A 22,038-nucleotide genomic window follows, 5' to 3' on the forward strand; every position below is an offset into this window, starting at 1 on the left:
CTAGGGAGAAACCGCAGCCACGGCGCCCATGGTGCCAAGCCGGGCCTCGGCGTGCGCCAGCAGCTTGGGAGACGCAGCCATCAAGACGTCGACACTGCGTTCCAGAGCCGCTACCTGTACCCGCGCACGCGGGAAGTCTCGGGCCACGACAAGTGGCAGGATACGCGCGCAGTGCTCGGCGATTTCAGTTGCCCCTGCCATGGACGAAGCAGTCTGCAGGCTCAGTACGGCATCAACGGATGCTGCGGGCTCCTCGGCATCCAGAGCGGCAAGGAGCCGGGCCAGCCGAACCGGTTGCAAACTTAAGAAGTCGCTGAGAAATCGAAGGGCCAGAGCAGGGCCGCCAGTATCGTTGGCGATGTCGCACAGGCTCTGCAGGTCGAGAATCGGGTTGTCTCCACGGGCGGCCGCCGAAGAAGTGGCCGGTTCAGCCCCCGCTGTTTCCAGCGTCTCCGCGGCCGTAAGCCGTTGTTCACCATATATGTTGAGGGTGGTTTCCAAACGGATCCTCATGAATCATGAGCGCACGGAACCGACGACAACCCGCTAAGGACCAGGCGCTCTGCTTGACCTGACCCGCGACACTCTTCCAGATGAGGATCAAGCGGGTGCTCGCCCCCAATCAAGATTTCCTCAAGATTAATCGCCAGCATATGGGCGGCTCTACTGCCGCCCGCGAAGCCGGCGTAACTCTCACGGTAACCTTGACGACTTCTCTCACCCAGGATTTTAAAGAGCCGAGAGTGGAGATATGTCCATGTGCTGGCGAGGGTAGAAGAGGTCCTTCCCAGTTGTTCAGGAAAGGCTGTGAATTGCACCTGCCCAGCGCGGACCGGAAACGGCTCGGCGGACCGCCCTAGCGCGGGTGTGGAAGTCAATCTTGGTGACCTTCAGTGAGTCCCCGGCAGGCGCGGCCGCATCATCGTGGGGTGGACGATCGATTTCATTGAGAGTCGTGCAGGAGTCGGTGATCAGGCCCATTCCTGCATACTCGCGAACGGCAGCGATACCTGCCACGGCCTCGGTTTTGGTGTCAAAGGGTTTGGATACTGCCATCACGGTGCCGTCCGGGGCTGTCAGCCGGAACCTGAAGGCTGATTTTGCGTCCACAAACAGTTCGAACATTCCTGCCATTGCGATCCTTCCGGTATGCGGGATGTCCGAGGCCGCGTCATTGCCGCCACTACACGTCGGCATCGTTGCCTCCGCTTTTTAGTGGTATCCCGCTCCAAATTTTCATCAATTCAGCATGCGTTCCCCGAGTCTTTCGCAGGGATGGCTGCCGGCGCAAGGCTTCACTTGGCATCCAGCGGAAGTGATCCCTTGCTCTCGGTCCCGTCCTCTCGAACTCTCCCCGTAGAGTACAAAAAGGGACCCTGAGCGTTCCCATGGTCGTCAACAGACGTGACTTCTCTCTCGTGGACATTAAGGCTGACGCGTGGAGGTGGAGCGGATGAAACAATCCTCCCTGCCAGGAGCGCCCGGCAATCCGGCCTCTCCCGGGAAGCAATCGCACTATGCCTGGGCACCAGCAAGCAAAGCCCATCCACCGCCACTACGGGAAGCGCTAACTGCTGAAATAGCATGTGGCTGCGTCGACGCAACAGCCGATGGAGCGCTCTCCTACCTGGCGCCCGTACCTGGCGCCGCAACCTCCATGGCTGACAGTGGGCGTTTCATCAACTTGCCGCCTTTTGCCAGGTTTCAAGGTGGCCTAGGGGCCCGCGCCGATCGTCATGGGTTTTCGGCGTCGTTCTGATAGGGGATCCCAGCGCTGGGTATAGGGGCTGGAGTGCAACTTGGGGAACCGTGAGCGGTTCAAAAATTCGTAAGGATATAAGCGACGACGGAGCGCCGAACGAAGTTTTGGACCTCGAGCGGCGCGAAGCGCCCTGGTTGCATGGAGGCCCCGCCCAGCGACGATGGACTATCCGAATGACAAGCAACGGCCCATTCTTTCACTTGCTCACGGTCATGTGGCCGCATGGCGGCACGCTAAGAATGAGCGTGACAGCATTTCTGATGACGGTATCGCAGAGGATGGCGCCCAAGCCCGATGAGAGGCCCTTCGTGGAGAAGGACTCCAGCTTCGCCGGGGGGGCTACCTCTGCCCGACCACGGCAACCGGAGATAGTCGAGCACGATGCCACCGACTCACCATTAACTCACCATAATCAACGACAAACGACCACTATTCACCGCTTGTCGTGAGCTGCAAAAACCGCTAAATTTCGGGGTTTTTGGACTACTTTCGAGGTCCATTTAGGTAGCCGGATCGAAAGCGGGGGTCGTCGGTTCGAATCCGACAGGGGGCTCAATGCAACCTCCGGGTCTAAGCTGGATCCATCCAAATGATCAGCGTGCTGACTAAAGGAGGATGGGTGACATGCCCAAGACCGGCAAGAACGACCATGCCCGCAAGGAAGAGCTCCCCTCGACCCTGCAGCGTTCTGACCAAAAGGCCCAGGACACCTTCGCCAAGACCTACGATTCCGCCCTTGAGTCCTATGACCAGGACGAACAACGGGCCGCGCGTGCAGCGTATGCCTCGCTGAAGCACAGCTACGAGAAAGTGGGCGACCACTGGGAGCCCAAGGAAAAACGCGGCCCGTCGGACAAGCGCGCGGAACAGGGCATCCGTTCGTCGGAACCCACCGCCGGCGGCGTGGACGCCAACGCTTCGAAGGATCACCTCTACAAGCTGGCCAAGGAATTGGATGTCAAGGGCCGTTCGAAGATGGACAAGGACGAGTTGGTGAAGGCACTCCAGAAGGCCAACGACGCAGCCACCCGCAAAGCCCGCAGTAAATAGCCTTCGCTCTTGCCGTCCCGCCGTCCAAGGTGTCGAATCGAAGGACACGTTCGGTCCGGTCGGCAATGATGCCAGGAGGTTCCAATGTCGGTGAAAAGCACCAAGGAGTCAGCGCGGGCGGCAGGCGGCAGGAACGGGCCTGATGCCAGGCGTGCCGACCAGGCCGGCGGCATCGCGGCGCAGGACCCGGCCCGCATCCGGAACGTGGCCCTGGTGGGACACTCCGGTGCAGGGAAGACCATGTTGATCGAGGCCCTGCTCGCAGCCAACGGCATGATCACCCGCAAAGGCTCCATCGCGGACGGGTCGACAGTCAGCGACTCGGACCCCGCGGCGGTGCACCAGCAGCGGTCCGTCACGCTGTCCCTGGTGCCGCTGATGCTGGATGACGTCAAGGTGAACCTCTTGGACACTCCGGGCTACCCGGACTTCATCGGTGAGCTGCGGGCGGGCCTCCGGGCTTCGGATGCCGCACTCTTCGTGGTCTCCGCCGTCGACGGAATCGACGCAACCACCACCGCCCTGTGGGGCGAGTGCGCGCACATGGGGCTGCCACGCGCCGTCGTCATCACCCGGGTGGACCATCCGCGCGCAAATTACGACGCCGCCCTTGCCGCCTGCCAGAGGGCGTTCGGCGAGGGCGTCCTCCCGCTGTACGTCCCGGTGCGGTCAGGAGGCGGGATTACCGGCCTGTTGGGCCTGCTGTCGCAGCAGGTGACGGACTACTCCGTCGAAGAGGCAGCACCTGAAGCCCGTCCGGCAGCGGCCGATGAACGCGCGGAGGCCGGGGCTGCCAGGGGCACGCTCATCGAGGGCATCATTGCCGAAAGCGAAGATGAGTCGCTGATGGACCGCTACCTGGAAGGCGAGGACATGGACACCGCGGTGCTGGCCGCCGACCTGGAAACCGCCGTGGCCCGCGGCTCGTTCTTTCCCGTGCTGCCCACGTCTGCCGTCACCGGCCTTGGCACCGCGGAACTGCTGGACCTGCTGGTCCGCGCCTTCCCGCCTCCGGTGGAACGCAGCCTGCCGGACGCCGCCGACCTGTTCGGCCAAGCGGCCGGACGCCTGGCCTGCGATCCTTCCGGTCCGCTCGCCGCCGAAGTGGTGCGCACCTCCAACGACCCCTTCCTGGGCCGTATCTGCCTGGTGCGGGTCTTCTCAGGGACGCTGCGCGAGGACTCGCCCGTCCACGTAGGTGGCCACGGTCTGGCTGACCGTGGCCACCAGGACCACGACACCGATGAACGCGTCACCCATATCTACTCCCCGCTGGGAGCCACCCTGCGGCCCGTTCCCTACTGCGTGGCGGGGGACATGTGCGCGTTGGCGAAACTCGGCAGCGCCGAAACCGGGGACACCATCTCCAGCCGGGAAAACCCGCTCCTGCTGGCCACCTGGGAGATGCCGGAGCCGCTGCTGCCGGTTGCGGTGGAGGCCGACTCCCGCAGCGACGAGGACGCCCTGGCCCGCAGCCTGGGCAGGATCGCGGCAGGAGACCCAACCCTCCGTGTGGACCGGAACACCGAAACGCACCAGCTGGTGCTGTGGTGCATGGGCGAGGCGCACGCCGAAGTGGTCCTGGACCGGCTGCGCGAACAGGGCGTGAAGCTGCATACCGTGGCCGTGGTGACGCCGCTGCGGGAGACTTTCGCGGCCGCCGCCTCCGGCCATGGCCGGCATGTCAAACAGTCCGGCGGCCACGGCCAGTACGCCGTGTGCGACATCGAGGTGGAGCCGCTGGATCGCGGCGGCGGGTTCGAGTTCGTGGACAAGACGGTGGGTGGAGTCATCCCGGGAACGTTCATCCCATCCATTGAGAAGGGGGTGCGGGCGCAAATGGAGAAGGGGGTCTCTGCGGGATTTCCTGTGGTGGACGTGCGCGTGACCCTCACGGGCGGCAAGGCCCACAGCGTGGATTCATCCGATGCGGCGTTCCAGGCGGCGGGGGCCCTTGCGCTCCGGGAGGCGGCGGCCGCGGGTAAGGTCCAGCTGCTGGAACCCGTGTCCTCCGTGTCCATCACGGTTGCCGACGAACACGTCGGCTCCGTGATGAGCGATCTGTCCGGCCGTCGGGGGCGCCTTACCGGCACCACCTCGTCGGGGGAGGGGCTCACGGAGATCAGCGCGGAGGTTCCGGACCAGGAACTCCTGCGGTATGCCGTGGAACTGCGGGCCCTGACCGCCGGCACCGGCCGGTTCCGCCGGCAGTACCTGCGGCACGAGCCGGTACCGCCGAACTTCAGCCCATCCTGATCCGGTCCGGACAGGAAGAATGATGCGGGGCGCCGCCCAGTGAATGCTGCAGCTCGTAAGATCCAGACCGTCTACCTGACGCTGACGTTGGGGAACACCCTTGCGGCCTCGTTCATTTGGGGAATCAATACGTTGTTCCTGCTCGATGCCGGGCTGAGCAACCTGGAGGCGTTCGCCGCGAATGCATTCTTCACGGCCGGGATGGTCCTGTTTGAGGTGCCCACAGGGGTGGTGGCGGACAGCTGGGGGCGCCGCACCTCCTTCCTGCTGGGCACGGTGACCCTGGCCGGGTCCACCTACCTCTACTACCTGCTGTGGCAGTTGTCCGCGCCGTTCTGGTGGTGGGCCGCCGTGTCGGCCCTCCTTGGCCTTGGGTTCACGTTCTTCTCCGGGGCAGTGGAAGCCTGGCTGGTGGACGCGCTGCACTTTTCCGGCTACGACGGCGGCCTGGAAACCGTCCTGGGCCACGGCCAGATCGTTTCCGGCATCGCCATGCTGGCAGGGTCAGTAGCTGGCGGGGTCATTGCCCAGGCCACCAACCTGGGCGTGCCGTTCCTGCTGCGCGTCGTCGTCCTGGTGGCAATGTTCGTGGTGGCTTTCCTGCTGATGCACGACGTCGGCTTCACACCAGAGCGCTCGGCCCACCCCCTGCAGGCCACACGCGCAGTCCTGAAGGCGTCCGTGGACGGCGGGCTGAGGAATCCGCCGGTGCGGTTCATGATGCTCGCTGCCCCGTTCACCGAAGGCGTTGGGTTCTACGTCTTCTATGCCCTCCAGCCCTACCTGTTGCAGCTTTTTGGCGATCCCAAGGCTTATGCCATCGCAGGCCTGGCAGCGGCCATCGTGGCGGGAGCAGACATCGTCGGCGGCTGGCTGGCGCCCCTGGTCCGGAAACTGGTCCGCCGCCGCACCACCGTGCTGATCGCTTCCACGGTCGCCAGTTCGGTGGTCCTGGTGGTGCTCCTGGCCACGAAGGTCTTCTGGCTGGCGCTGGTGCTCCTGGCCCTGTGGGCCGTGGTGGCCTCCGCAGGCACCCCGGTGCGCCAGGCCTACCTCAACGACATGATCGCCTCGAAGCAGCGGGCCACGGTCCTTAGCTTCGCCTCGCTTATGGGCTCCAGTGGGGGAGTGGTGGTGCAACCCGTGCTCGGCCGGGCCGCCGACCTCTATGGCTACCCTGCATCGCTGGCATTGGGCGGCGCGGTGCAGTTGCTGGCGGCACCCTTCATGCTGCTGAGCCGGCGCCGGCGCGCGCCGGCCGACTTCGCCGCGGGCCTGGCCGCCGCACCCTGATAGGGGCGGAAAGCGCTGGAGCCGGGAACAGGGAAGGCCCCCGTTGCCGGGACTGGGTCCGGGCAACGGGGGCCACCACGAGCGCAGGTGGAGATCCGTCCTACTTGACGCCTGCTTCCACTGCTTCGCTGGCCGGAGCCGGCTTCTCCTGTGCGGGCGGAGGGGAGGTCTTCAGCTTGAAGCGTTTCCCAATGTCGCCGCCGCCACCGCTGCGGTTCTTGTTGAAGATGTCGAAGCCCACGGCGACAAGGAGCACCAGGCCCTTGATGAGCTGCTGGTAGTCGGTGCCAAGGCCCAGGATGGACATGCCGTTGTTGAGCACGCCCATGATGAGTCCGCCGATCATGGCTCCGGCGACGGTTCCGATACCGCCGGTGACCGCGGCGCCGCCGATGAAGGCCGCGGCGATGGAATCCAGTTCGAAGCCGGTTCCACCGGCCGGCTGCGCCGAGTTGAGCCGGGCGGTGAAGACGAGGCCCGCCAACGCGGCCAGCACGCCCATGTTTACGAAGAGCCGGAACGTTACGGCCTTGGTTTTGATGCCGGACAGTTCAGCCGCATGCAGGTTGCCGCCGATGGCGTACGTGTGCCGGCCGAAGACACTGTTGTTCATGAGGGCCGTGTACGCGATCACCAGGGCGGCCAGGACCACCAGGACAATCGGGGTGCCGCGGTAGGACGCCAGCAGGAACGTGATGATGAGCATGAGCAGCGCCGTGAAGGCGGTCTTGATGACGAACCACACCAGGGGCTCGCTTTCGAGGTCGAACTTCCGGCGGATCCGGCGTTCCTTGAGCGCTTGGATCAACAGCGCGGCCGTGGCCCCGACGCCCAGGATGACCGTGAGCCACTCCAGTACGGAGGTGCCGCCGGTGAGGTCGGGAAGGAAACCGCCGCCGAGGGCCCGCAGTTCGGCCGGGAAGGGGGTGATCTGCTGGTTCTTCAGGGTGATGAGGGTCAGGCCCCGGAAGATCAGCATGCCCGCCAGTGTGACGATGAAAGCTGGAATCCCCACGTAGGCGATCCAGTAGCCCTGCCAGGCGCCCACCAGGGCGCCGACCAGCAGGCAGGCGGGGATGGCGGCCCACCATGGCCAGCCCCAGTGCACGATCATGACGCCGGCCACGGCGCCGATGAACCCGGCCACCGAGCCGACGGAAAGGTCGATGTGCCCGGCGATGATCACCATGACCATGCCGATGGCCAGGATCAGGATGTAGCTGTTCTGGACCACCAGGTTGGTGACGTTTTGTGGTTCCAGCAGGATCCCGCCGGTCAGTCCCTGAAACAGCAGGACAATCAGGATCAGGGCAACGAAGATGCCCACCTGGCGCAGTTGGCTTGTGAGGAATCCGAGCGATTCTCTGAGGGCGGACATTTCGCTATTCCTTCTCTTTGGTCATGTAGTGCATCAGGGTTTCCTGGGTGGCCTCGGCAATGGGAACTTCACCTGTGATGTGGCCGGCGGCCAGCGTGTAGATGCGGTCGCAGATGCCCAGCAGTTCAGGCAGTTCCGAGGAGATGACGATGACAGCTTTTCCTTCGGCCGCGAGTTTCCCGATAATCGTGTAGATCTCGTATTTGGCGCCAACGTCGATTCCCCGTGTGGGTTCATCGAGGATGAGCACGTCCGGATCGGAGAACATCCACTTGCTCAGCACCACCTTCTGCTGGTTGCCACCGGAGAGCTTTCCGGTAATGGCCGCCACCGACGGAGCCTTGATGTTCATGCTCTTCCGGTAGCCGTTGGCCACCACGGTTTCCTGGTTCTTGTCCACGAAGCCGCGTTTGGCGAGCTTGCGCAGGGCCGCCAGGGAGATGTTCCGCTTGATGTCCTCGATGAGGTTCAGGCCGTAGTGCTTGCGGTCTTCCGTGGCATAGGCGATGCCGTTCCTGATGGCGTCGGACACCGTGGCAGTGTTAATTTCCTCGCCGTACTTGTAGACCTTGCCTGACGTGGCGGTTCCGTACGTGCGTCCGAAGACGCTCATGGCAAGCTCGGTGCGCCCAGCGCCCATGAGCCCGGCCAGTCCTACCACTTCGCCCTTCCGGACGTACAGGTTGGCGTTGTTGACCACCATGCGCGTGTGGTCCTGGGGATGGCGCACTGACCAGTCCTCGATCCGCAGGACTTCCTCGCCGATGTGCGGCTCGCGGTCCGGGTACAGGCTCTCCAGGTCCCGGCCCACCATGCCGCGGATGATCCGTTCCTGCGTGATCTGGCCTTCGTCCAGCCGAAGCGTCTCAATGGTCTTGCCGTCCCGGATGATGGTGACGGCGTCAGCCACCTTGCGGATCTCATTGAGCTTGTGGCTGATGATGATGCTGGTGACGCCCTGGCCCTTCAGGTGGAGGATCAGGTCCAGCAGGTGGCCGGAATCCTCGTCGTTGAGGGCCGCAGTGGGCTCGTCCAGGATGAGCAGCTTCACTTCCTTGGACAGCGCCTTGGCGATTTCCACGAGTTGCTGCTTGCCCACGCTGATGTGCTGCACGGGGGTGACTGGGTTTTCGTCGAGGCCGACGCGGGCCAGCAGCTTTGCTGCCTCCAGGTTGGTCTTGCGCCAGTCCACCCACCCGTTGGTGGCTTGTTCATTGCCAAGGTAGATGTTCTCAGCAATGGACAGGTACGGGCTGAGGGCCAGTTCCTGGTGGATGATGACGATTCCGCGCTTTTCGCTGTCCGAGATGCTGGAAAAGTGGCAGGGCTCGTTTTCGAAGAGGATCTCCCCCTCGAAGGTGTTGTGTGGATAGACGCCGGACAACACTTTCATGAGCGTTGACTTGCCGGCTCCGTTTTCCCCGCAGATGGCGTGGACCTCGCCACGGTTCACATCCAGGGTGACGTCCTGCAGCGCTTTCACGCCGGGGAACGTCTTGGTGATTCCTCGCATTTGAAGAATGGGTGTGTTCATCGTCAATTCCCACTGACTGTTCGGAGCTTGCCTTCCTGCTGCTGCAGGAGGGTGCGGGTGGGGCTGTGGCCCGGGACGGATACCCAGGCCACAGCCCCCTGACGCTGACTACTTGACGTCGGCGTCGGTGTAGTAACCCGAGTCGATCAGTTCCTTCTTGTAGTTGTCCTTGGTGATGATCACGGACTTCAGCAGGAACGCCGGGACAACCTTGACCTTGTTGTTGTAGGTCTTGGTGTCGTTGGTTTCCGGCTCCTGGCCCTTGAGGACGGAGTCGACCATCTTGACGGCCTGCGCGCCGAGCTGGCGGGTGTCCTTGAAGATGGTGGAGTACTGCTCGCCGGCGATGATGGACTTGACGGAACCCTTTTCGGCGTCCTGGCCGGTGACCGCGGGCAGGCTGCCCTTGGCGTAGCCGCCGGTGCTGGTGAGGGCAGAGAGGATGCCGATGGACAGGCCGTCGTACGGGGAGAGGACGCCGTTCAGCTTGGTGCCCGAGCTGTAGGCGGAGGTGATGATGTCCTCCATGCGCTTCTGCGCCACCGGTGCCTGCCAGCGAAGGATCGCGGCCTGCTCAAACTTGGTCTGGCCGCTGGGGACCTTCAGGGTGCCGGCGTCCATGTACGGCTTCAGGGTGTCCATGGCGCCGCTCCAGAAGAAGTTGGCGTTGTTGTCGTCGGGGCTGCCGGCGAAAAGCTCGATGTTGAACGGCCCCTTGCCGTCAACCTTCTTGCCGCTGGCGTCCAGGAGGCCCAGGCCCGTCAGCAGTGAGGTGGCCTGCTGCACGCCCACGGTGTAGTTGTCGAACGTGGTGTAGTAGTCCACGTTCGGGGTGCCGTTAATCAGGCGGTCGTACGCGATGACCTTGACGTTCTGGTCCTTGGCCTTGGCCAGGACGTCGGTCAGGGTGGTGCCGTCAATCGCGGCGATGATCAGGGCCTTGGCGCCCTTGGTCAGCATGTTTTCGATCTGCGACACCTGCGTGGGGATGTCGTCATTGGCGAACTGAAGGTCTGTCTTGTAGCCGAGGTCCTTCAGCGACTTCTCGACGTTGGCGCCATCGGCAATCCACCGTTCGGAGGTCTGGGTGGGCATCGAGATCCCAACCAGTGAATCGCCGGGCTTGGCGGCACTGCCGGATTCGGTGGCGGCTCCGCCCCGGGAGCCACAGCCGGTGGCGCCCACCGTCAGGGCGAGGACAAGGGCCACCGCGCCCATGAGTTTTTTGATTCTCACCATTTTCTCCTTCCGCGGCAGCATTGCCGCGAAGTGTTGTTGGACAGGCAGCACCGACGCTTCCTGGTCCTGGCCACATTGTTGATGTGTCGGTTCAATATAGACCGCTTTGTGAACGCTAACAAGAGTAAGCCATCGAAATTTCGCAACTTTTTCGGTTCCATTGACTTCTTTCTTGTTAGCGTTCACACTTGCTGCAGCACCTAGCTTGACCCCGACCCCTACAAACCCGGTAATGAGGCCTCCCGCCTCCCGGACGGAGGCCACCCATGCCAGAAACGTTGTTCACTTCCAGCTCCGACTCCCGCCAAGACCACTACGTCATCGGGGTGGACTACGGCACCCTTTCGGGCCGTGCCGTGGTGGTGCGGGTCCGCGACGGCAGGGAACTCGGCAGCGCCGTCCACGAGTACCCGCACGCGGTGGTCACCTATTCACTGCCCGAAGACACGGCGGGCGCCGAATCCGGCGGACGTCCCGCAAGGCTTCCCGGTGAATGGGCACTTCAGGTGCCCAACGACTACCGGGAAGTCCTGCGCAAGGCCATCCCCGCCGCAGTGGCGGACGCGGGGATCGATCCTGCCGCCGTCGTCGGCATCGCCACAGATTTCACCGCCTGCACCATGGTGCCGGTCAAGGCTGACGGCACCCCCCTGAACGAACTGCCCGGCTTCGCCAACCGGCCGCACGCCTATGTGAAGCTCTGGCGCCACCACGCAGCGCAGGGGCAGGCTGACCGGATCAACCGGCTCGCTGCCGACCGGGGCGAGGACTGGCTTCCACGCTACGGGGGACTGATCTCCTCCGAATGGGAGTTCGCCAAGGGCCTGCAACTGCTGGAAGAGGACCCGGAAGCATACGCCGCCATGGACCACTGGGTAGAGGCGGCCGACTGGATCGTCTGGCAGCTCTGCGGGCGCTACGTCCGCAACGCCTGCACCGCCGGCTACAAGGGCATCTACCAGGATGGCCGGTATCCGTCCGAGGACTTCCTGGCGGCCCTGAACCCGGACTTCAAGGACTTTGTCAGCTCCAAGCTGGAGCACACCATCGGGCGGCTGGGGGACGCTGCCGGCACGCTCACCGCGGAGGCTGCTGCCTGGACCGGACTGCCGGAGGGCATCGCCGTGGCCGTGGGAAACGTTGACGCACACGTCACGGCCCCGGCTGCCAAGGCCGTGGACTCCGGCCAGCTGGTGGCCATCATGGGCACCTCCACCTGCCATGTCATGAACGGCACCGAACTCCGGGAGGTGCCCGGCATGTGCGGGGCAGTGGACGGCGGCATCGTGCCCGGCCTGTGGGGCTATGAGGCCGGCCAGTCCGGCGTGGGGGACATCTTTGGCTGGTTCACCAAGTACGGCGTCCCGCCCGAATACCACCAGGCTGCCAAGGATGCGGGCCTGGGCATCCACGAGTACCTCACCGAACTCGCCTCGCGGCAGGCCATCGGGGAGCATGGCCTGATCGCCCTCGACTGGCACTCGGGCAACCGTTCGGTCCTGGTGGATCATGAGCTCTCCGGGATCGTGGTGGGCCAGACGCTGGCTACCAGGCCGGAAGACACGTACCGCGCGCTGCTCGAAGCCACGGCTTTCGGAACCCGCACCATCGTGGACGCCTTCCGCGATGCCGGTGTCCCGGTCAAGGAATTCATCGTGGCCGGCGGCCTGCTCAAAAACAAACTCCTGATGCAGATCTACGCGGACGCCACCGGCCTGCAGCTGTCCACCATCGGCTCCGGGCAGGGCCCGGCGCTGGGCTCGGCCATCCACGCCGCCGTCGCGGCGGGACAGTACGCGGACATCCGCGAAGCTGCCGCCGCCATGGGCGCCGAACCTGGGGAGGTCTACACCCCGATACCGGAAAACGTGGCCGCGTACGACGAACTGTTTCAGGAGTACAGAACGCTGCACGACTACTTCGGCCGCGGCAGCAATGACGTCATGCACCGGCTTAAGGCCATCCAGCGCAAGGCGGCCCGGACTGGGCTGCCGGGGACTGGCAACCTGTCGGCTACCGCTGTGGAGGTGTCCGCATGACCGCCGGTACCGGGGTAACTCCGGCGATCCTGCAAACCATCGCCCGGATCCGGGAGGAAGTCTGCGCCCTGCACGCCGAGCTCACCAGGTATGAACTGGTGGTGTGGACCGCAGGCAACGTTTCGGCCCGTGTACCGGGAACAGACCTCATGGTCATCAAGCCCTCCGGCGTCTCCTACCAGGAGCTGACCCCGGAGCAGATGATTGTGACCGACCTGCACGGCACCCCGGTTCGGGGCACCAACGTCGGTGGTGGCGGGACCGTGGATTGGGGCAACCCGCCGCTGTCGCCGTCCTCGGACACGGCCGCCCATGCCTATGTGTACCGGCACATGCCCGAGGTGGGCGGGGTGGTGCACACCCACTCCACCTACGCCACCGCCTGGGCCGCCAGGGGAGAAGCCATCCCGTGCGTGCTGACCATGATGGGTGACGAGTTCGGCGGCGAGATTCCGGTGGGACCGTTCGCGCTGATCGGCGATGACTCGATCGGCCAGGGCATCGTGGAGACGCTGAAGAACTGCAACTCGCCCGCGGTCCTGATGCAGAACCACGGCCCGTTCACCATCGGCAAGGATGCCCGGTCCGCCGTGAAGGCCGCCGTCATGTGCGAGGAAGTTGCGCGGACCGTGCATATTTCCCGGCAACTCGGTGAACCGCTGCCCATCAAGCAGGACCACATCGACTCCCTCTACGCCCGCTACCAGAACGTGTACGGCCAGTAGGCCAAGAACCGACTTTCCAGGAGAATCCATGAGCACCGCAGCAAACACCTCCCTCGACGGCTACGAGGTCTGGTTCCTCACCGGCAGCCAGCACCTCTACGGCGAGGAGGTCCTCAAGCAGGTAGCTGCCCAGTCACAGGAGATTGCCAACCAGCTCAACGCATCCTCCGCGGTGCCGGTGCGGATCGTGTGGAAGCCGGTCCTCACCGATTCGGACGCCATCCGCCGCACCGCGCTGGAGGCGAACTCGGATGATTCCGTGATCGGCGTGACTGCCTGGATGCACACCTTCAGCCCCGCCAAAATGTGGATCCAGGGCCTGGACCTGCTGCGCAAGCCACTGCTGCACCTGCACACGCAGGCCAACCGCGACCTGCCCTGGGCGGACATCGACTTCGACTTCATGAACCTGAACCAGGCCGCGCATGGCGACCGCGAGTTCGGCTACATCCAGTCACGCCTGGGCATTGCCCGGAAGACGGTCGTCGGGCACGTCTCCAACCCCGAGGTCGCCCGCCAGGTCGGTTCCTGGCAGCGCGCCGCCGCCGGCTGGGCTGCCGTCCGGACCCTGCGGCTGACCCGCTTCGGGGACAACATGCGCAACGTGGCCGTCACCGAGGGCGACAAGACGGAGGCCGAGCTGCGGTTCGGCGTCGCGGTCAACACCTGGTCCGTGAACGAACTCGCCGACGCCGTGCACGGCGCTGCAGAGTCCGACGTCGACGCCCTGGTGGCGGAATACGAGGACCTTTATGACGTGGTGCCGGAGCTCCGCGCAGGCGCGGCCCGGCACGAATCGCTGCGGTACGGCGCCCGGATTGAACTGGGATTGCGCAGCTTCCTGGAGGGCAACGGGTCCGCGGCATTCACCACGTCCTTCGAGGACCTGGGAGCCCTCCGCCAGCTGCCCGGACTGGCGGTGCAGCGGCTCATGGCCGCCGGCTACGGCTTCGGCGCCGAGGGTGACTGGAAGACCGCCATCCTGGTGCGCGCTGCCAAGGTGATGGGTGCCGGCCTGCCCGGCGGGGCCTCCCTGATGGAGGACTACACCTACCACCTGGAACCGGGATCCGAGAAGATCCTGGGCGCCCACATGCTGGAGGTCTGCCCCTCCCTGACCGCGCAGACGCCGCGCCTGGAAATCCACCCGCTGGGCATCGGCGGCAAGGAAGACCCCGTTCGCCTGGTGTTCGACGCTGACGCCTCCCCGGGCGTCGTCGTCGCCCTGTCGGACATGCGGGACCGATTCCGCCTGGTGGCCAACGCCGTCGACGTCGTTCCCCTTGACCAGCCGCTGCCCAACCTGCCCGTGGCCCGTGCCCTGTGGCAGCCCAAGCCGGACTTCGCCACCTCCGCCGCCGCCTGGCTCACCGCCGGCGCCGCGCACCACACCGTCCTCTCCACCCAGGTGGGGATGGATGTGTTCGAGGACTTCGCGGAAATCGCCAGGACCGAACTGCTCACCATCGACGAAGGCACCACCATCCGCCAGTTCAAGAAAGACCTGAACTGGAACGCCGCCTACTACAAGCTGGCCGGGGGGATCTGACCACGCATGGTGCGGCGGCCGAGGCTTGAGGACGTGGCGGAGCTGGCCGGCGTCTCGCACCAGACAGTATCCCGGGTAGTCAACTGCCACCCGAATGTGAGCGCGGGGACCCGTGAGAGGGTGGAGGCGGCGATTGCCCAGCTGGGCTACCGCCGCAACTCCGCTGCCCGGAGCCTGGTCACCCGGCGCTCGCAGACCATCGGGGTGCTGGCCAGCGAACTCTCGCAGTACGGGCCTGCCAACACTTTGCTGGGGGTGGAACGCGCCGCACGGGACGCCGGGTACTTCGTCAGCGTCGCTGCCCTGCGGGAGGTCAACCGTGATGCGATCCTGGCTGCCGTCCGGCACTTCCTGGACCAGTCGGTGGAAGGCATCGTGGTGATTGTTCCGCACCTTGAGATGCCCGCCGCCCTCGCGGAACTGCCCCTTGGAGTGCCTGTGGTGGCCGTGGGGACCACAGGAAACGACGCTGTTGGCGGGGTCAAGGTGGACCAGCGCCGGGGGGTCGAACTGGCCGTGCGGCACCTCATCGGACAGGGCCATGTCCGCATCGGACACGTGGCCGGGCCCCAGGACTGGATTGATGCGGTGGCGCGCGCGGACGGCTGGCGGTGCACCCTGGACGCGGCCGGTCTCGAGGCCGATCTCATGATCGAGGGGGACTGGAGCGCCGGGAGCGGTTATGCCATTGGCCGGCAAGTGGCAGCCACCCGACGTGCCACTGCGCTGTTTGTGGGCAACGACCAGATGGCGCTGGGGGTCCTGCGTGCCTTGAATGAGGCGGGTATCAAGGTACCGGAGGACATATCCGTGGTGGGCTTCGACGACCAGCCCGAAGCCGGCTATTTCAGCCCGCCGCTGACGGTGGTCCGGCAGGACTTCGAAGAACTGGGCCGGCGGTGCATGGACATGATGCTCAAGGCACTGGACGGTATGGACGGGCCGCAGACCCTGGTGGTGGAGCCCGAACTCGTCCTGCGCAGCAGCACCGCTCCGCCCTCCTGAGCTTCCGGCAGCCGATTTAATCCGGGGGAGACCCACACGAAACGTGGCCACAACAATCGCTGCGTACGTTGGCAGGCATGACGGCAACCCTGCTTATCCGGCTCCGCGACTGGCTGCTGGACACGTTCACGTATGAATCCGAGTCCCAGGCCACAGGCGCTATGGCTGAAGCCACCCGCTGGGGCTGGCTGCCGGCACTGAGCGGGGTGTCCGCGGGAGCGGATCACGCCCGCTCCGAGCATGCGGCAGCAGGGGCCGAAACCAGCGCTATGTCTGGTTGAGCACACTATTGCGCCACTAGCGTTGTAATGCCCTAAACTGCTTCACTGAGGTGCCTGAAATGGCGCTGCGCAGCAACGAAAGTGAACACGCTATGGCTACCGATTACGATGCTCCACGCAAGCAGGAAGAAGAGTCGCCCGCTGACTCTCTCGAGGCCCTCCAGGCGTCACGGAGCGGCAACGCGCAGACGGCGGTTATCGATGTTGACGAAAACGACACCGCTGAAGGTATTGACCTGCCCGGCGCCGACCTGTCCAACGAGGAACTGACCGTTATTGTGGTTCCCGAGCAGTCCGACGAGTTCACCTGCTCGTCGTGCTTCCTGGTCCGCCACCGGTCACAGGTTGCACGTGAAAAGAACGGCCTGAAGTACTGCCGCGACTGCGAAGGCTAAGACTTTTTCCTGCACCGGCCGCCCCTGGGGTGGCCGGTGCTTTCTTGTCCTGCGTGCTTCTTTTTCGAGCCGTCGATCTCCGGCCGCCGTCGTTATCAAAATGACCCCTCGTCTCCGGGGAGGAACACTCCTACGCTGGAAGCATCCAATGGCTTTGAATCCTGGATGGCACAGCAATGAAAAAGTTCTCCATCTGGCTCGCAGCCCTCATGCTGGCTGTAGGGCTGGGAATCGTAGTCCAGGGACCTGCCTCGGCGGCTCCCTACTGCGGGCTCACCTGGGGCTCGCTGGCGAAATCCGGGCAGGACACCGGTACCGCATCCGTCACCAATGTCCGCACGGGGCGGCACTACTGCTTCGACCGGCTGGTGGTTGACCTCAACGGCCCTGCCGTCGCCTACACCGTTCAGTACGTGCCGCGGATTGAGCAGGAGGGCTCGGGGCTTCCCATTCCGGTGCGGGGTGGTGCGCGCCTGCACATCAGCATCAAGGCGCCCTCCTACGACGAGAACGGCAACGCCACCTACAACCCCGCGGACAGGAACGAACTCAGCAACGTTTCCGGCTACCAGACCTTCCGCCAGGTCGTCTCTGCAGGAAGCTTCGAAGGGTACACCAGCCTGGGCCTGGGCGTCCGCGCCCGCCTTCCGTTCCGGGTCTTCACCCTTGACGGTCCGGGTTCCGGCTCCCGCGTGGTGATCGACGTGGCGCACTATTGGTGACCGATCCGTCGTCGTAAAACCAAAAAGGTGCCGCGCCCCTGACGGGGCACGGCACCTTTTCTGCGCTGTCCTTACTCCGGAACCACGAGGGCGGGAGTATCGCGCTTCAGGGTTTCACCGCGGAAGAAGCCGGGGTGGGTGCGGGACATGACCAGCATGACGACGCCGCCCAGGGCCAGGATGCCGATGCCCAGGATGAACACCAAGCCCACGCCGAAGACCTCCGAACCGCTGCCGAATTCCGGGGCCAGGCTGTCCACGGCGGTCTGGAAGAACACCACGAACAGGCCCACGCCGCCCACCACCGGGCACACCAGCCGGAACAGGAAGTGGCGTGCGCTGTTGAACAGGCTGTGGCGGAAGTACCAGGTGCAGGCAAGCGCTGTGAGGCCGTAGTAGAAGCAGATCATCAGGCCCAGGGCCAGGATGGTGTCGTTCAGGACGTTCTCGCTGACCACGTGCATCACGGCGTAGAAGCCCGCGGAGATGATGCCGGCCGCGATGGTGGCGAAGCCCGGCGTCGCGAACTTCCTGCTGATCCGGCTGAAGGGCTCCGGCAGCGCACCGTAGTGCGCCATGGCCAGCAGGCTCCGGGACGGTGACATGAACGTGGACTGCAGGGATGCAGCGGAGCTGGAGAGTACGGCGAGGGACATCAGGATGGCGAAGGGACCCATGATGGGGGAGGCCAGTGCGGTGAAGATGTTCTCGTGGTTCTCGGCGTTGTTCAGGCCGTTGCCGGTATCGCCAACGCCTGCGAACATCATGGTGGCGATGCTGACCAGGAGGTAGATGGCAAGGACGATGACAGCCGTCAGCGTTCCTGCCACGCCGGCGGTCTTCTTACCGTTGGCCGTCTCCTCGTTGACGGTGAGGCAGACGTCCCAGCCCCAGTAGACGAAGATCGACAGGGAGATGCCCGCGGCAACCTGGCCGAAGGTCTCGATCTTGGTCACGTCGAACCAGTCCCAGCTGAACGGGATGGCCGTTTCAGAGGTGGACCAGTTGGCAAAGGCCAAGCCCACGAACAGGCCCAGGACCAGCAGTTGGAAGCCCACCAGGCTGTACTGCACCAGCTTGGTGGTGTGCATCCCGCGGTAGCTGACCCAGACGGCCAGCGCCACGAAGACGAAGCAGGTGAGCACGTTCAGGGCTTTGTTGTCCGCCAGGTCTGCGAGCTCGGGGGAGCCGGTGAGCTGGGACAGGAAAAGGTAGAAGAAGTCGACGGCGACGCCGGCGAGGTTGGACAGCACGATGATGTTGGCCGCCAGCAGGCCCCAGCCGCCCATCCACCCGATCCATGGCCCGAAGGCCTTGGTCACCCAGGTGAAGGTGGTGCCGCTGTCCGGGGAATCGGCGTTGAGTTCCCGGTAGGAGAGCGAAACCAGGATCATGGGGATGAACCCGATCAGGAAGATGACTGGCAGCTGGAGGCCGGCTTCGTTGACGGTGGGGCCCAGCGCGCTGGTGAGGGTGTAGGCGGGGGCAATGGTCGAAATGCCCAGGACGACGACGGCGAGGAGCCCGAGCTGCCCGCCCTTGAGGCCCTTGTCGCTGAAGCCGTCCGCGGCCGGCGCATGGACATGCGGACCGGACTTGGAAGTGCTGGTGCGGATTGTCTCTGTCATGGCACCACTTTCTGAAAAGGCTGTGAGACGGTCGTCACTATATGAATGGCGTTCATTTAGTATGGGGGTGCCCGGCGTGTGATGCAAGACGCAATATGAATCACATTCGTTTGTGACTCGTTTGCGGAATTAGTAAGCTCGCTGATGAATTGTCGGAAGTGCTGCCGCCGCGGGGTCCGCGGCTGGTAGCGTCTGGCATATTGGACCACTTTGAGGAGGATGCATGAAAGCTTCACCCACACTGACCAACAACCTGCAGGCTGTCCTTGCAGACCTGATTGAGCTCCATGTCCAGGGAAAGCAGGCGCACTGGAACATCGTGGGCACCAACTTCCGCGACCTTCACCTCCAGCTGGACGAGATCGTGGACGCCGCCCGCCAGTTTGCCGACGACACCGCCGAGCGGATGCGGGCCCTGCATGCGCTTCCGGACGGACGCAGCTCCACCGTTGCCGAAACCACCAGCCTGGCCCAGTTCCCTGAAGGGCTGATCAGCACCGAGGATGCCATCGAGCGGATCGTCGCCGCCATGGAGGCGGCCGTGGGCACCATGCGCAAGGTCCATGACGAAGTGGACGAGGAGGACCCCACCTCGGCGGACCTCCTGCATGAGTTCATCGCCCGGCTGGAGCAGTTCGCCTGGATGGTGCAGGCCGAAAACATGAAGCCAACCGCCAAGGTCACGGCTGCCGACTCGAAGTAGCGGGCACTTCACGGGGCGCCCGGTGCCGAGGGGATTCCTCCTCGGCCCCGGGCACTTTCTGTTGCCCGGACCGTTCCAGGCGGCCCGGCGGCACTAGACCGCCTTTGGCGCTTTGCGAAGCACGACGGCGGCGAGGACTGCCGCCGCCGCCATCAGTACCAGCCCAATCGCCGCAGTCACGTGCACCCCGGAATCGAACGCCGCGGCGGCAGCGTCCAGGACCGCTCCAGCGAGCGATGCGGGCAGGAGGTTGGCCGCCTCCACCGCGCCCGCCAGTGTTTCTCCGGCGTTGTGCAGGACAGGCCCGGGCAGTGTGCCCTCCAGGCCTGCCGGCAGCCGAAGGTTTTGCTGGTAGGAGGCTGTCAGGATGGATCCCAGGACAGCTGTCCCCAGCAGTGAGCCCACCTCGTAGCCCGTTTCGGAAATCGCCGCGGCGGCCCCTGACTTTGCCGGCGGGGCGGCACCCAGGATGAGGTCGTTGGAGATGGTCTCCGCCGTGCCCACGCCCAGCGCCAGGACCAGGAGGGCTGCCAGCAGCAGCGACGGGCCGCCGTCGTGGTTTCCGAACGTCACCATGCTGTAGCCTGCAGCGCTGAACGCCAGCCCCGCAGCCACCACGTACCCGGGCCGGACCTTGCGGACCAGCGGCACCACCACCAGGCCTGCCACCACCGTGGCCGCCAGCGCGGGGACCATGGCAACTCCTGCCGCGGAGGGGCTCATTCCTTCGAGGAGCTGCAGGTGCTGGGCAAGGAACAGGATGAACCCGTTGAAGGAAAACAGGGCCAGGATGTTGGCGGCAATGGCCATGCTGAATACCCTGTTGCGGAACAGGGACATGTCCAGCAGCGGGTGCTCCAGGCGCCGCTGCCGCTGCACGAACACCGCCCCCATCGCCAGGCCAAAGGCAATCGCCCCCAGACCTGCTGCGCCCGGCCCTTCCGTGGCAACTGCCTTGATGCCGTACACCACGGGCACCATGACCAGCATGGACAGCAGGATGCTCGGGATGTCCACCTTCCCCGGCGCGGGATCCTTCGACTCCGGGACCAGTGCCGGCGCCAGCACCAGCAGGGGAATCATGAGGGGGACCGCTACAAGGAAGACCGCACCCCACCAAAAGTGCTCCACCAGCCAGCCGCCGAAAATGGGTCCCAGGGCCGCGCCGCCGGAGAATCCCGCAGCCCAGATGGCGACGGCAAGCCGCCGGCGGTTGGGCTCGGGAAAGATGTTGCGGATCAGCGACAGCGTGGACGGCATCAGCATGGCCCCGAAGAAGCCCAGGGTTGCACGGCCGGCGATCAGCCACTCCGGTGTGGGGGCAAAGGCCGTGGCGGCAGAGATCGCGGCGAAGCCGAGGCTGCCCATGACCAGGAGCCTCCGGCGCCCGATCCGGTCGCCGAGGCTCCCCATGGATACCAGCAGGCCGGCCAGTACCAGGGGATAGGCGTCCACGATCCAGAGCAGCTGCACCCCGGTGGGTTCCAGGGCGCGCGCAATGGCCGGCAGTGCGAAGGTCAGCGCGGTGTTGTCCACGGCGACCAGGAGCACGGGAAACATCAGCAGGGCCAGCGCCAGCCAGTCACGCCACGGCTGCCGCGGGGCGTTCTTGTCCGCGCCTGTGGGTGCGGGGCTGGTGAAAGTCGTCATGAAATAACTATACCGTCCGGACGGTATAGTTTGAAATGGCTGCCGGTTCCGTCTTCCCGCCCGGGGAAGGGCATGATGGGAAGCATGCCCCGAAAGCCTGTAGCCCGCGACGCGGTCCTTGATGCCTTCGAGTCCCTGTTGATCGAGGTGGGGGAGCGCGCTGCCACCCTTGACGCCGTAGCCCGGAAGGCCGGCGTGTCGAAGGGCGGCCTGCTCTACCACTTTCCCAACAAGGAAGCGCTCATTGCCGTGCTGCTGGACCGACTGGAGGGCCTTGCCCGGGAAGACGCCGATGCCATGGCCTCGGCCGATGAAGGCGCGGCGGCATACTTCATCCGTTCCTCGGTGTGGGCGGACACACCGCTGGACAGGGCCATCGTTGCCGCCACCAGGCTTGCCGAGGTGGCGCATGAGGAAACGCGGCGCCGGTTCGCGGCCATCCAGCAGCGCTGGTTGGACGAGATCGCGGCGGATGTCGGTCCGGGGCTGGCGAAGGCAGTTCTCTATATGGGTGACGGCCTCTACTTCAACGCCATGCTGTCGGTGGCCCCCGCGCCGGCGGGGGGAGCGGCCGCTGACGTGGAGGAACTCCTCGCCGCCCTGGAGCGGCTCCGCAGGTAGCATTTGCCATTTGCCGGGAGGGGCGGGCGCGTAGGACAATGGAGAGTTGTGAGGGCCGCCACCGGCCGTCATGGCCCAACAAGTGAATAGCCTTTGATCTGCGGCGGGAGAGTTCTGCCGGAAGCACAGGCAGGCGCCGTAGGAGCAAATCCTCCCCAGGAATCTCGCAGGCCCCTGTACCGCCGCGGCGAGGCGCCTCTGGAAAGCA

At 64.9% G+C, this 22,038-nt stretch carries 19 protein-coding genes and 1 riboswitch; of the genes, 12 read left to right on the forward strand and 7 right to left on the reverse strand.

The genetic code is table 11. The features are described 5' to 3' along the window. The gene (locus tag LFT46_RS03850; protein WP_236821310.1) at positions 1 to 501 is read right to left on the reverse strand and encodes an Hpt domain-containing protein; all 501 of its coding nucleotides are present in this window, start codon (positions 499 to 501) and stop codon (positions 1 to 3) included. 294 nt (positions 502 to 795) lie between these two features. Next, positions 796 to 1,134: a YegP family protein gene (locus LFT46_RS03855; RefSeq protein ID WP_236821311.1), complete on the reverse strand. Its 339-nt coding sequence runs from the start codon at positions 1,132 to 1,134 to the stop codon at positions 796 to 798. Between the two features lie 1,252 nt (positions 1,135 to 2,386). Here LFT46_RS03855 and LFT46_RS03860 point away from each other — a divergent pair. The 3 genes from LFT46_RS03860 (at position 2,387) to LFT46_RS03870 (ending at position 6,361) form a co-directional block, all read left to right on the forward strand. Next, the gene (locus tag LFT46_RS03860) at positions 2,387 to 2,812 is read left to right on the forward strand and encodes a ChaB family protein (RefSeq protein ID WP_236801126.1); all 426 of its coding nucleotides are present in this window, start codon (positions 2,387 to 2,389) and stop codon (positions 2,810 to 2,812) included. A gap of 84 nt (positions 2,813 to 2,896) precedes the next feature. Then, positions 2,897 to 5,068, forward strand: coding sequence for an elongation factor G-like protein EF-G2 (locus LFT46_RS03865; RefSeq protein ID WP_236821312.1), 2,172 nt, complete (start codon positions 2,897 to 2,899; stop codon positions 5,066 to 5,068). A gap of 39 nt (positions 5,069 to 5,107) precedes the next feature. Continuing rightward, a complete protein-coding gene (locus LFT46_RS03870; protein WP_236821313.1) occupies positions 5,108 to 6,361 on the forward strand; it encodes an MFS transporter in 1,254 nt (417 codons plus the stop codon). A gap of 100 nt (positions 6,362 to 6,461) precedes the next feature. Here the strand turns inward: LFT46_RS03870 and mmsB are convergent, their stop codons facing one another. The 3 genes from mmsB to chvE form a co-directional block, all read right to left on the reverse strand. Further along, complete coding sequence (gene mmsB, locus LFT46_RS03875; protein WP_236821314.1) at positions 6,462 to 7,739, reverse strand: multiple monosaccharide ABC transporter permease; 1,278 nt, start codon at positions 7,737 to 7,739, stop codon at positions 6,462 to 6,464. A gap of 4 nt (positions 7,740 to 7,743) precedes the next feature. Further along, positions 7,744 to 9,273 (reverse strand): multiple monosaccharide ABC transporter ATP-binding protein, encoded by a 1,530-nt coding sequence (gene mmsA, locus LFT46_RS03880; RefSeq protein ID WP_236821315.1) that lies wholly within the window; start codon positions 9,271 to 9,273, stop codon positions 7,744 to 7,746. A gap of 108 nt (positions 9,274 to 9,381) precedes the next feature. Next, positions 9,382 to 10,512, reverse strand: a complete 1,131-nt coding sequence (gene chvE, locus LFT46_RS03885; protein WP_442863669.1) for a multiple monosaccharide ABC transporter substrate-binding protein — start codon at positions 10,510 to 10,512, stop codon at positions 9,382 to 9,384. 266 nt (positions 10,513 to 10,778) lie between these two features. Here chvE and araB point away from each other — a divergent pair, with 266 nt between their 5' ends. The 7 genes from araB to LFT46_RS03920 all read left to right on the forward strand — a co-directional run bounded on the left by araB (position 10,779) and on the right by LFT46_RS03920 (position 17,228). After that, positions 10,779 to 12,551: a ribulokinase gene (gene araB, locus LFT46_RS03890; RefSeq protein WP_236821316.1), complete on the forward strand. Its 1,773-nt coding sequence runs from the start codon at positions 10,779 to 10,781 to the stop codon at positions 12,549 to 12,551. Beyond that, positions 12,548 to 13,276: an L-ribulose-5-phosphate 4-epimerase gene (locus LFT46_RS03895; RefSeq protein WP_236801133.1), complete on the forward strand. Its 729-nt coding sequence runs from the start codon at positions 12,548 to 12,550 to the stop codon at positions 13,274 to 13,276. Before araB ends, LFT46_RS03895 begins: the two co-directional genes overlap by 4 nt. 28 nt (positions 13,277 to 13,304) lie before the next feature. Continuing rightward, positions 13,305 to 14,825, forward strand: coding sequence for an L-arabinose isomerase (gene araA / locus LFT46_RS03900; protein ID WP_236801134.1), 1,521 nt, complete (start codon positions 13,305 to 13,307; stop codon positions 14,823 to 14,825). A gap of 6 nt (positions 14,826 to 14,831) precedes the next feature. Beyond that, positions 14,832 to 15,830, forward strand: coding sequence for a LacI family DNA-binding transcriptional regulator (locus tag LFT46_RS03905; RefSeq protein WP_236801136.1), 999 nt, complete (start codon positions 14,832 to 14,834; stop codon positions 15,828 to 15,830). Positions 15,831 to 15,907: 77 nt separating this feature from the next. Next, entirely contained in the window at positions 15,908 to 16,111 is a 204-nt protein-coding gene (locus LFT46_RS03910; RefSeq protein ID WP_236801138.1) for a hypothetical protein, read from the forward strand. A 92-nt stretch (positions 16,112 to 16,203) separates the two neighbouring features. Continuing rightward, positions 16,204 to 16,506 (forward strand): DUF4193 domain-containing protein, encoded by a 303-nt coding sequence (locus LFT46_RS03915; protein WP_142131097.1) that lies wholly within the window; start codon positions 16,204 to 16,206, stop codon positions 16,504 to 16,506. A gap of 176 nt (positions 16,507 to 16,682) precedes the next feature. Further along, positions 16,683 to 17,228, forward strand: a complete 546-nt coding sequence (locus tag LFT46_RS03920; RefSeq protein WP_236821317.1) for an AMIN-like domain-containing (lipo)protein — start codon at positions 16,683 to 16,685, stop codon at positions 17,226 to 17,228. 71 nt (positions 17,229 to 17,299) lie between these two features. Here the strand turns inward: LFT46_RS03920 and LFT46_RS03925 are convergent, their stop codons facing one another. Further along, a complete protein-coding gene (locus LFT46_RS03925) occupies positions 17,300 to 18,856 on the reverse strand; it encodes an APC family permease (protein WP_236801142.1) in 1,557 nt (518 codons plus the stop codon). A 223-nt stretch (positions 18,857 to 19,079) separates the two neighbouring features. Here LFT46_RS03925 and LFT46_RS03930 point away from each other — a divergent pair, with 223 nt between their 5' ends. Next, on the forward strand, positions 19,080 to 19,559 hold the full coding sequence (locus tag LFT46_RS03930; RefSeq protein ID WP_142131093.1) for a Dps family protein: 480 nt from the start codon (positions 19,080 to 19,082) through the stop codon (positions 19,557 to 19,559). A gap of 93 nt (positions 19,560 to 19,652) precedes the next feature. Here the strand turns inward: LFT46_RS03930 and LFT46_RS03935 are convergent, their stop codons facing one another. Next, positions 19,653 to 21,209: an MFS transporter gene (locus tag LFT46_RS03935; protein ID WP_236801144.1), complete on the reverse strand. Its 1,557-nt coding sequence runs from the start codon at positions 21,207 to 21,209 to the stop codon at positions 19,653 to 19,655. Between the two features lie 84 nt (positions 21,210 to 21,293). On the opposite strand from LFT46_RS03935, the gene LFT46_RS03940 reads away from it, so the two are divergent. Continuing rightward, positions 21,294 to 21,830 carry a TetR/AcrR family transcriptional regulator gene (locus LFT46_RS03940; RefSeq protein WP_236801145.1) on the forward strand — a complete coding sequence of 179 codons (537 nt, stop codon included), beginning with the start codon at positions 21,294 to 21,296 and terminating at the stop codon, positions 21,828 to 21,830. A 94-nt stretch (positions 21,831 to 21,924) separates the two neighbouring features. Continuing rightward, a riboswitch (glycine riboswitch) is annotated at positions 21,925 to 22,022 on the forward strand. Positions 22,023 to 22,038: the final 16 nt, after the last annotated feature.

Source organism: Arthrobacter sp. FW306-07-I (assembly GCF_021800405.1).
Classification (GTDB): domain Bacteria; phylum Actinomycetota; class Actinomycetes; order Actinomycetales; family Micrococcaceae; genus Arthrobacter.

Coding starts and splice junctions, on each gene's coding strand:
- araA (WP_236801134.1), top strand. CDS start 13,305: ATGAGCACCGCAGCAAACACCTCCCTCGACGGCTACGAGGTCTGGTTC.
- LFT46_RS03925 (WP_236801142.1), bottom strand. CDS start 18,856: ATGACAGAGACAATCCGCACCAGCACTTCCAAGTCCGGTCCGCATGTC.
- LFT46_RS03865 (WP_236821312.1), top strand. CDS start 2,897: ATGTCGGTGAAAAGCACCAAGGAGTCAGCGCGGGCGGCAGGCGGCAGG.
- LFT46_RS03920 (WP_236821317.1), top strand. CDS start 16,683: ATGAAAAAGTTCTCCATCTGGCTCGCAGCCCTCATGCTGGCTGTAGGG.
- LFT46_RS03930 (WP_142131093.1), top strand. CDS start 19,080: ATGAAAGCTTCACCCACACTGACCAACAACCTGCAGGCTGTCCTTGCA.
- LFT46_RS03915 (WP_142131097.1), top strand. CDS start 16,204: ATGGCTACCGATTACGATGCTCCACGCAAGCAGGAAGAAGAGTCGCCC.
- LFT46_RS03940 (WP_236801145.1), top strand. CDS start 21,294: ATGCCCCGAAAGCCTGTAGCCCGCGACGCGGTCCTTGATGCCTTCGAG.
- LFT46_RS03855 (WP_236821311.1), bottom strand. CDS start 1,134: ATGGCAGGAATGTTCGAACTGTTTGTGGACGCAAAATCAGCCTTCAGG.
- chvE (WP_442863669.1), bottom strand. CDS start 10,512: ATGGTGAGAATCAAAAAACTCATGGGCGCGGTGGCCCTTGTCCTCGCC.
- LFT46_RS03895 (WP_236801133.1), top strand. CDS start 12,548: ATGACCGCCGGTACCGGGGTAACTCCGGCGATCCTGCAAACCATCGCC.
- mmsB (WP_236821314.1), bottom strand. CDS start 7,739: ATGTCCGCCCTCAGAGAATCGCTCGGATTCCTCACAAGCCAACTGCGC.
- LFT46_RS03905 (WP_236801136.1), top strand. CDS start 14,832: ATGGTGCGGCGGCCGAGGCTTGAGGACGTGGCGGAGCTGGCCGGCGTC.
- araB (WP_236821316.1), top strand. CDS start 10,779: ATGCCAGAAACGTTGTTCACTTCCAGCTCCGACTCCCGCCAAGACCAC.
- mmsA (WP_236821315.1), bottom strand. CDS start 9,273: ATGAACACACCCATTCTTCAAATGCGAGGAATCACCAAGACGTTCCCC.
- LFT46_RS03910 (WP_236801138.1), top strand. CDS start 15,908: ATGACGGCAACCCTGCTTATCCGGCTCCGCGACTGGCTGCTGGACACG.
- LFT46_RS03860 (WP_236801126.1), top strand. CDS start 2,387: ATGCCCAAGACCGGCAAGAACGACCATGCCCGCAAGGAAGAGCTCCCC.
- LFT46_RS03935 (WP_236801144.1), bottom strand. CDS start 21,209: ATGACGACTTTCACCAGCCCCGCACCCACAGGCGCGGACAAGAACGCC.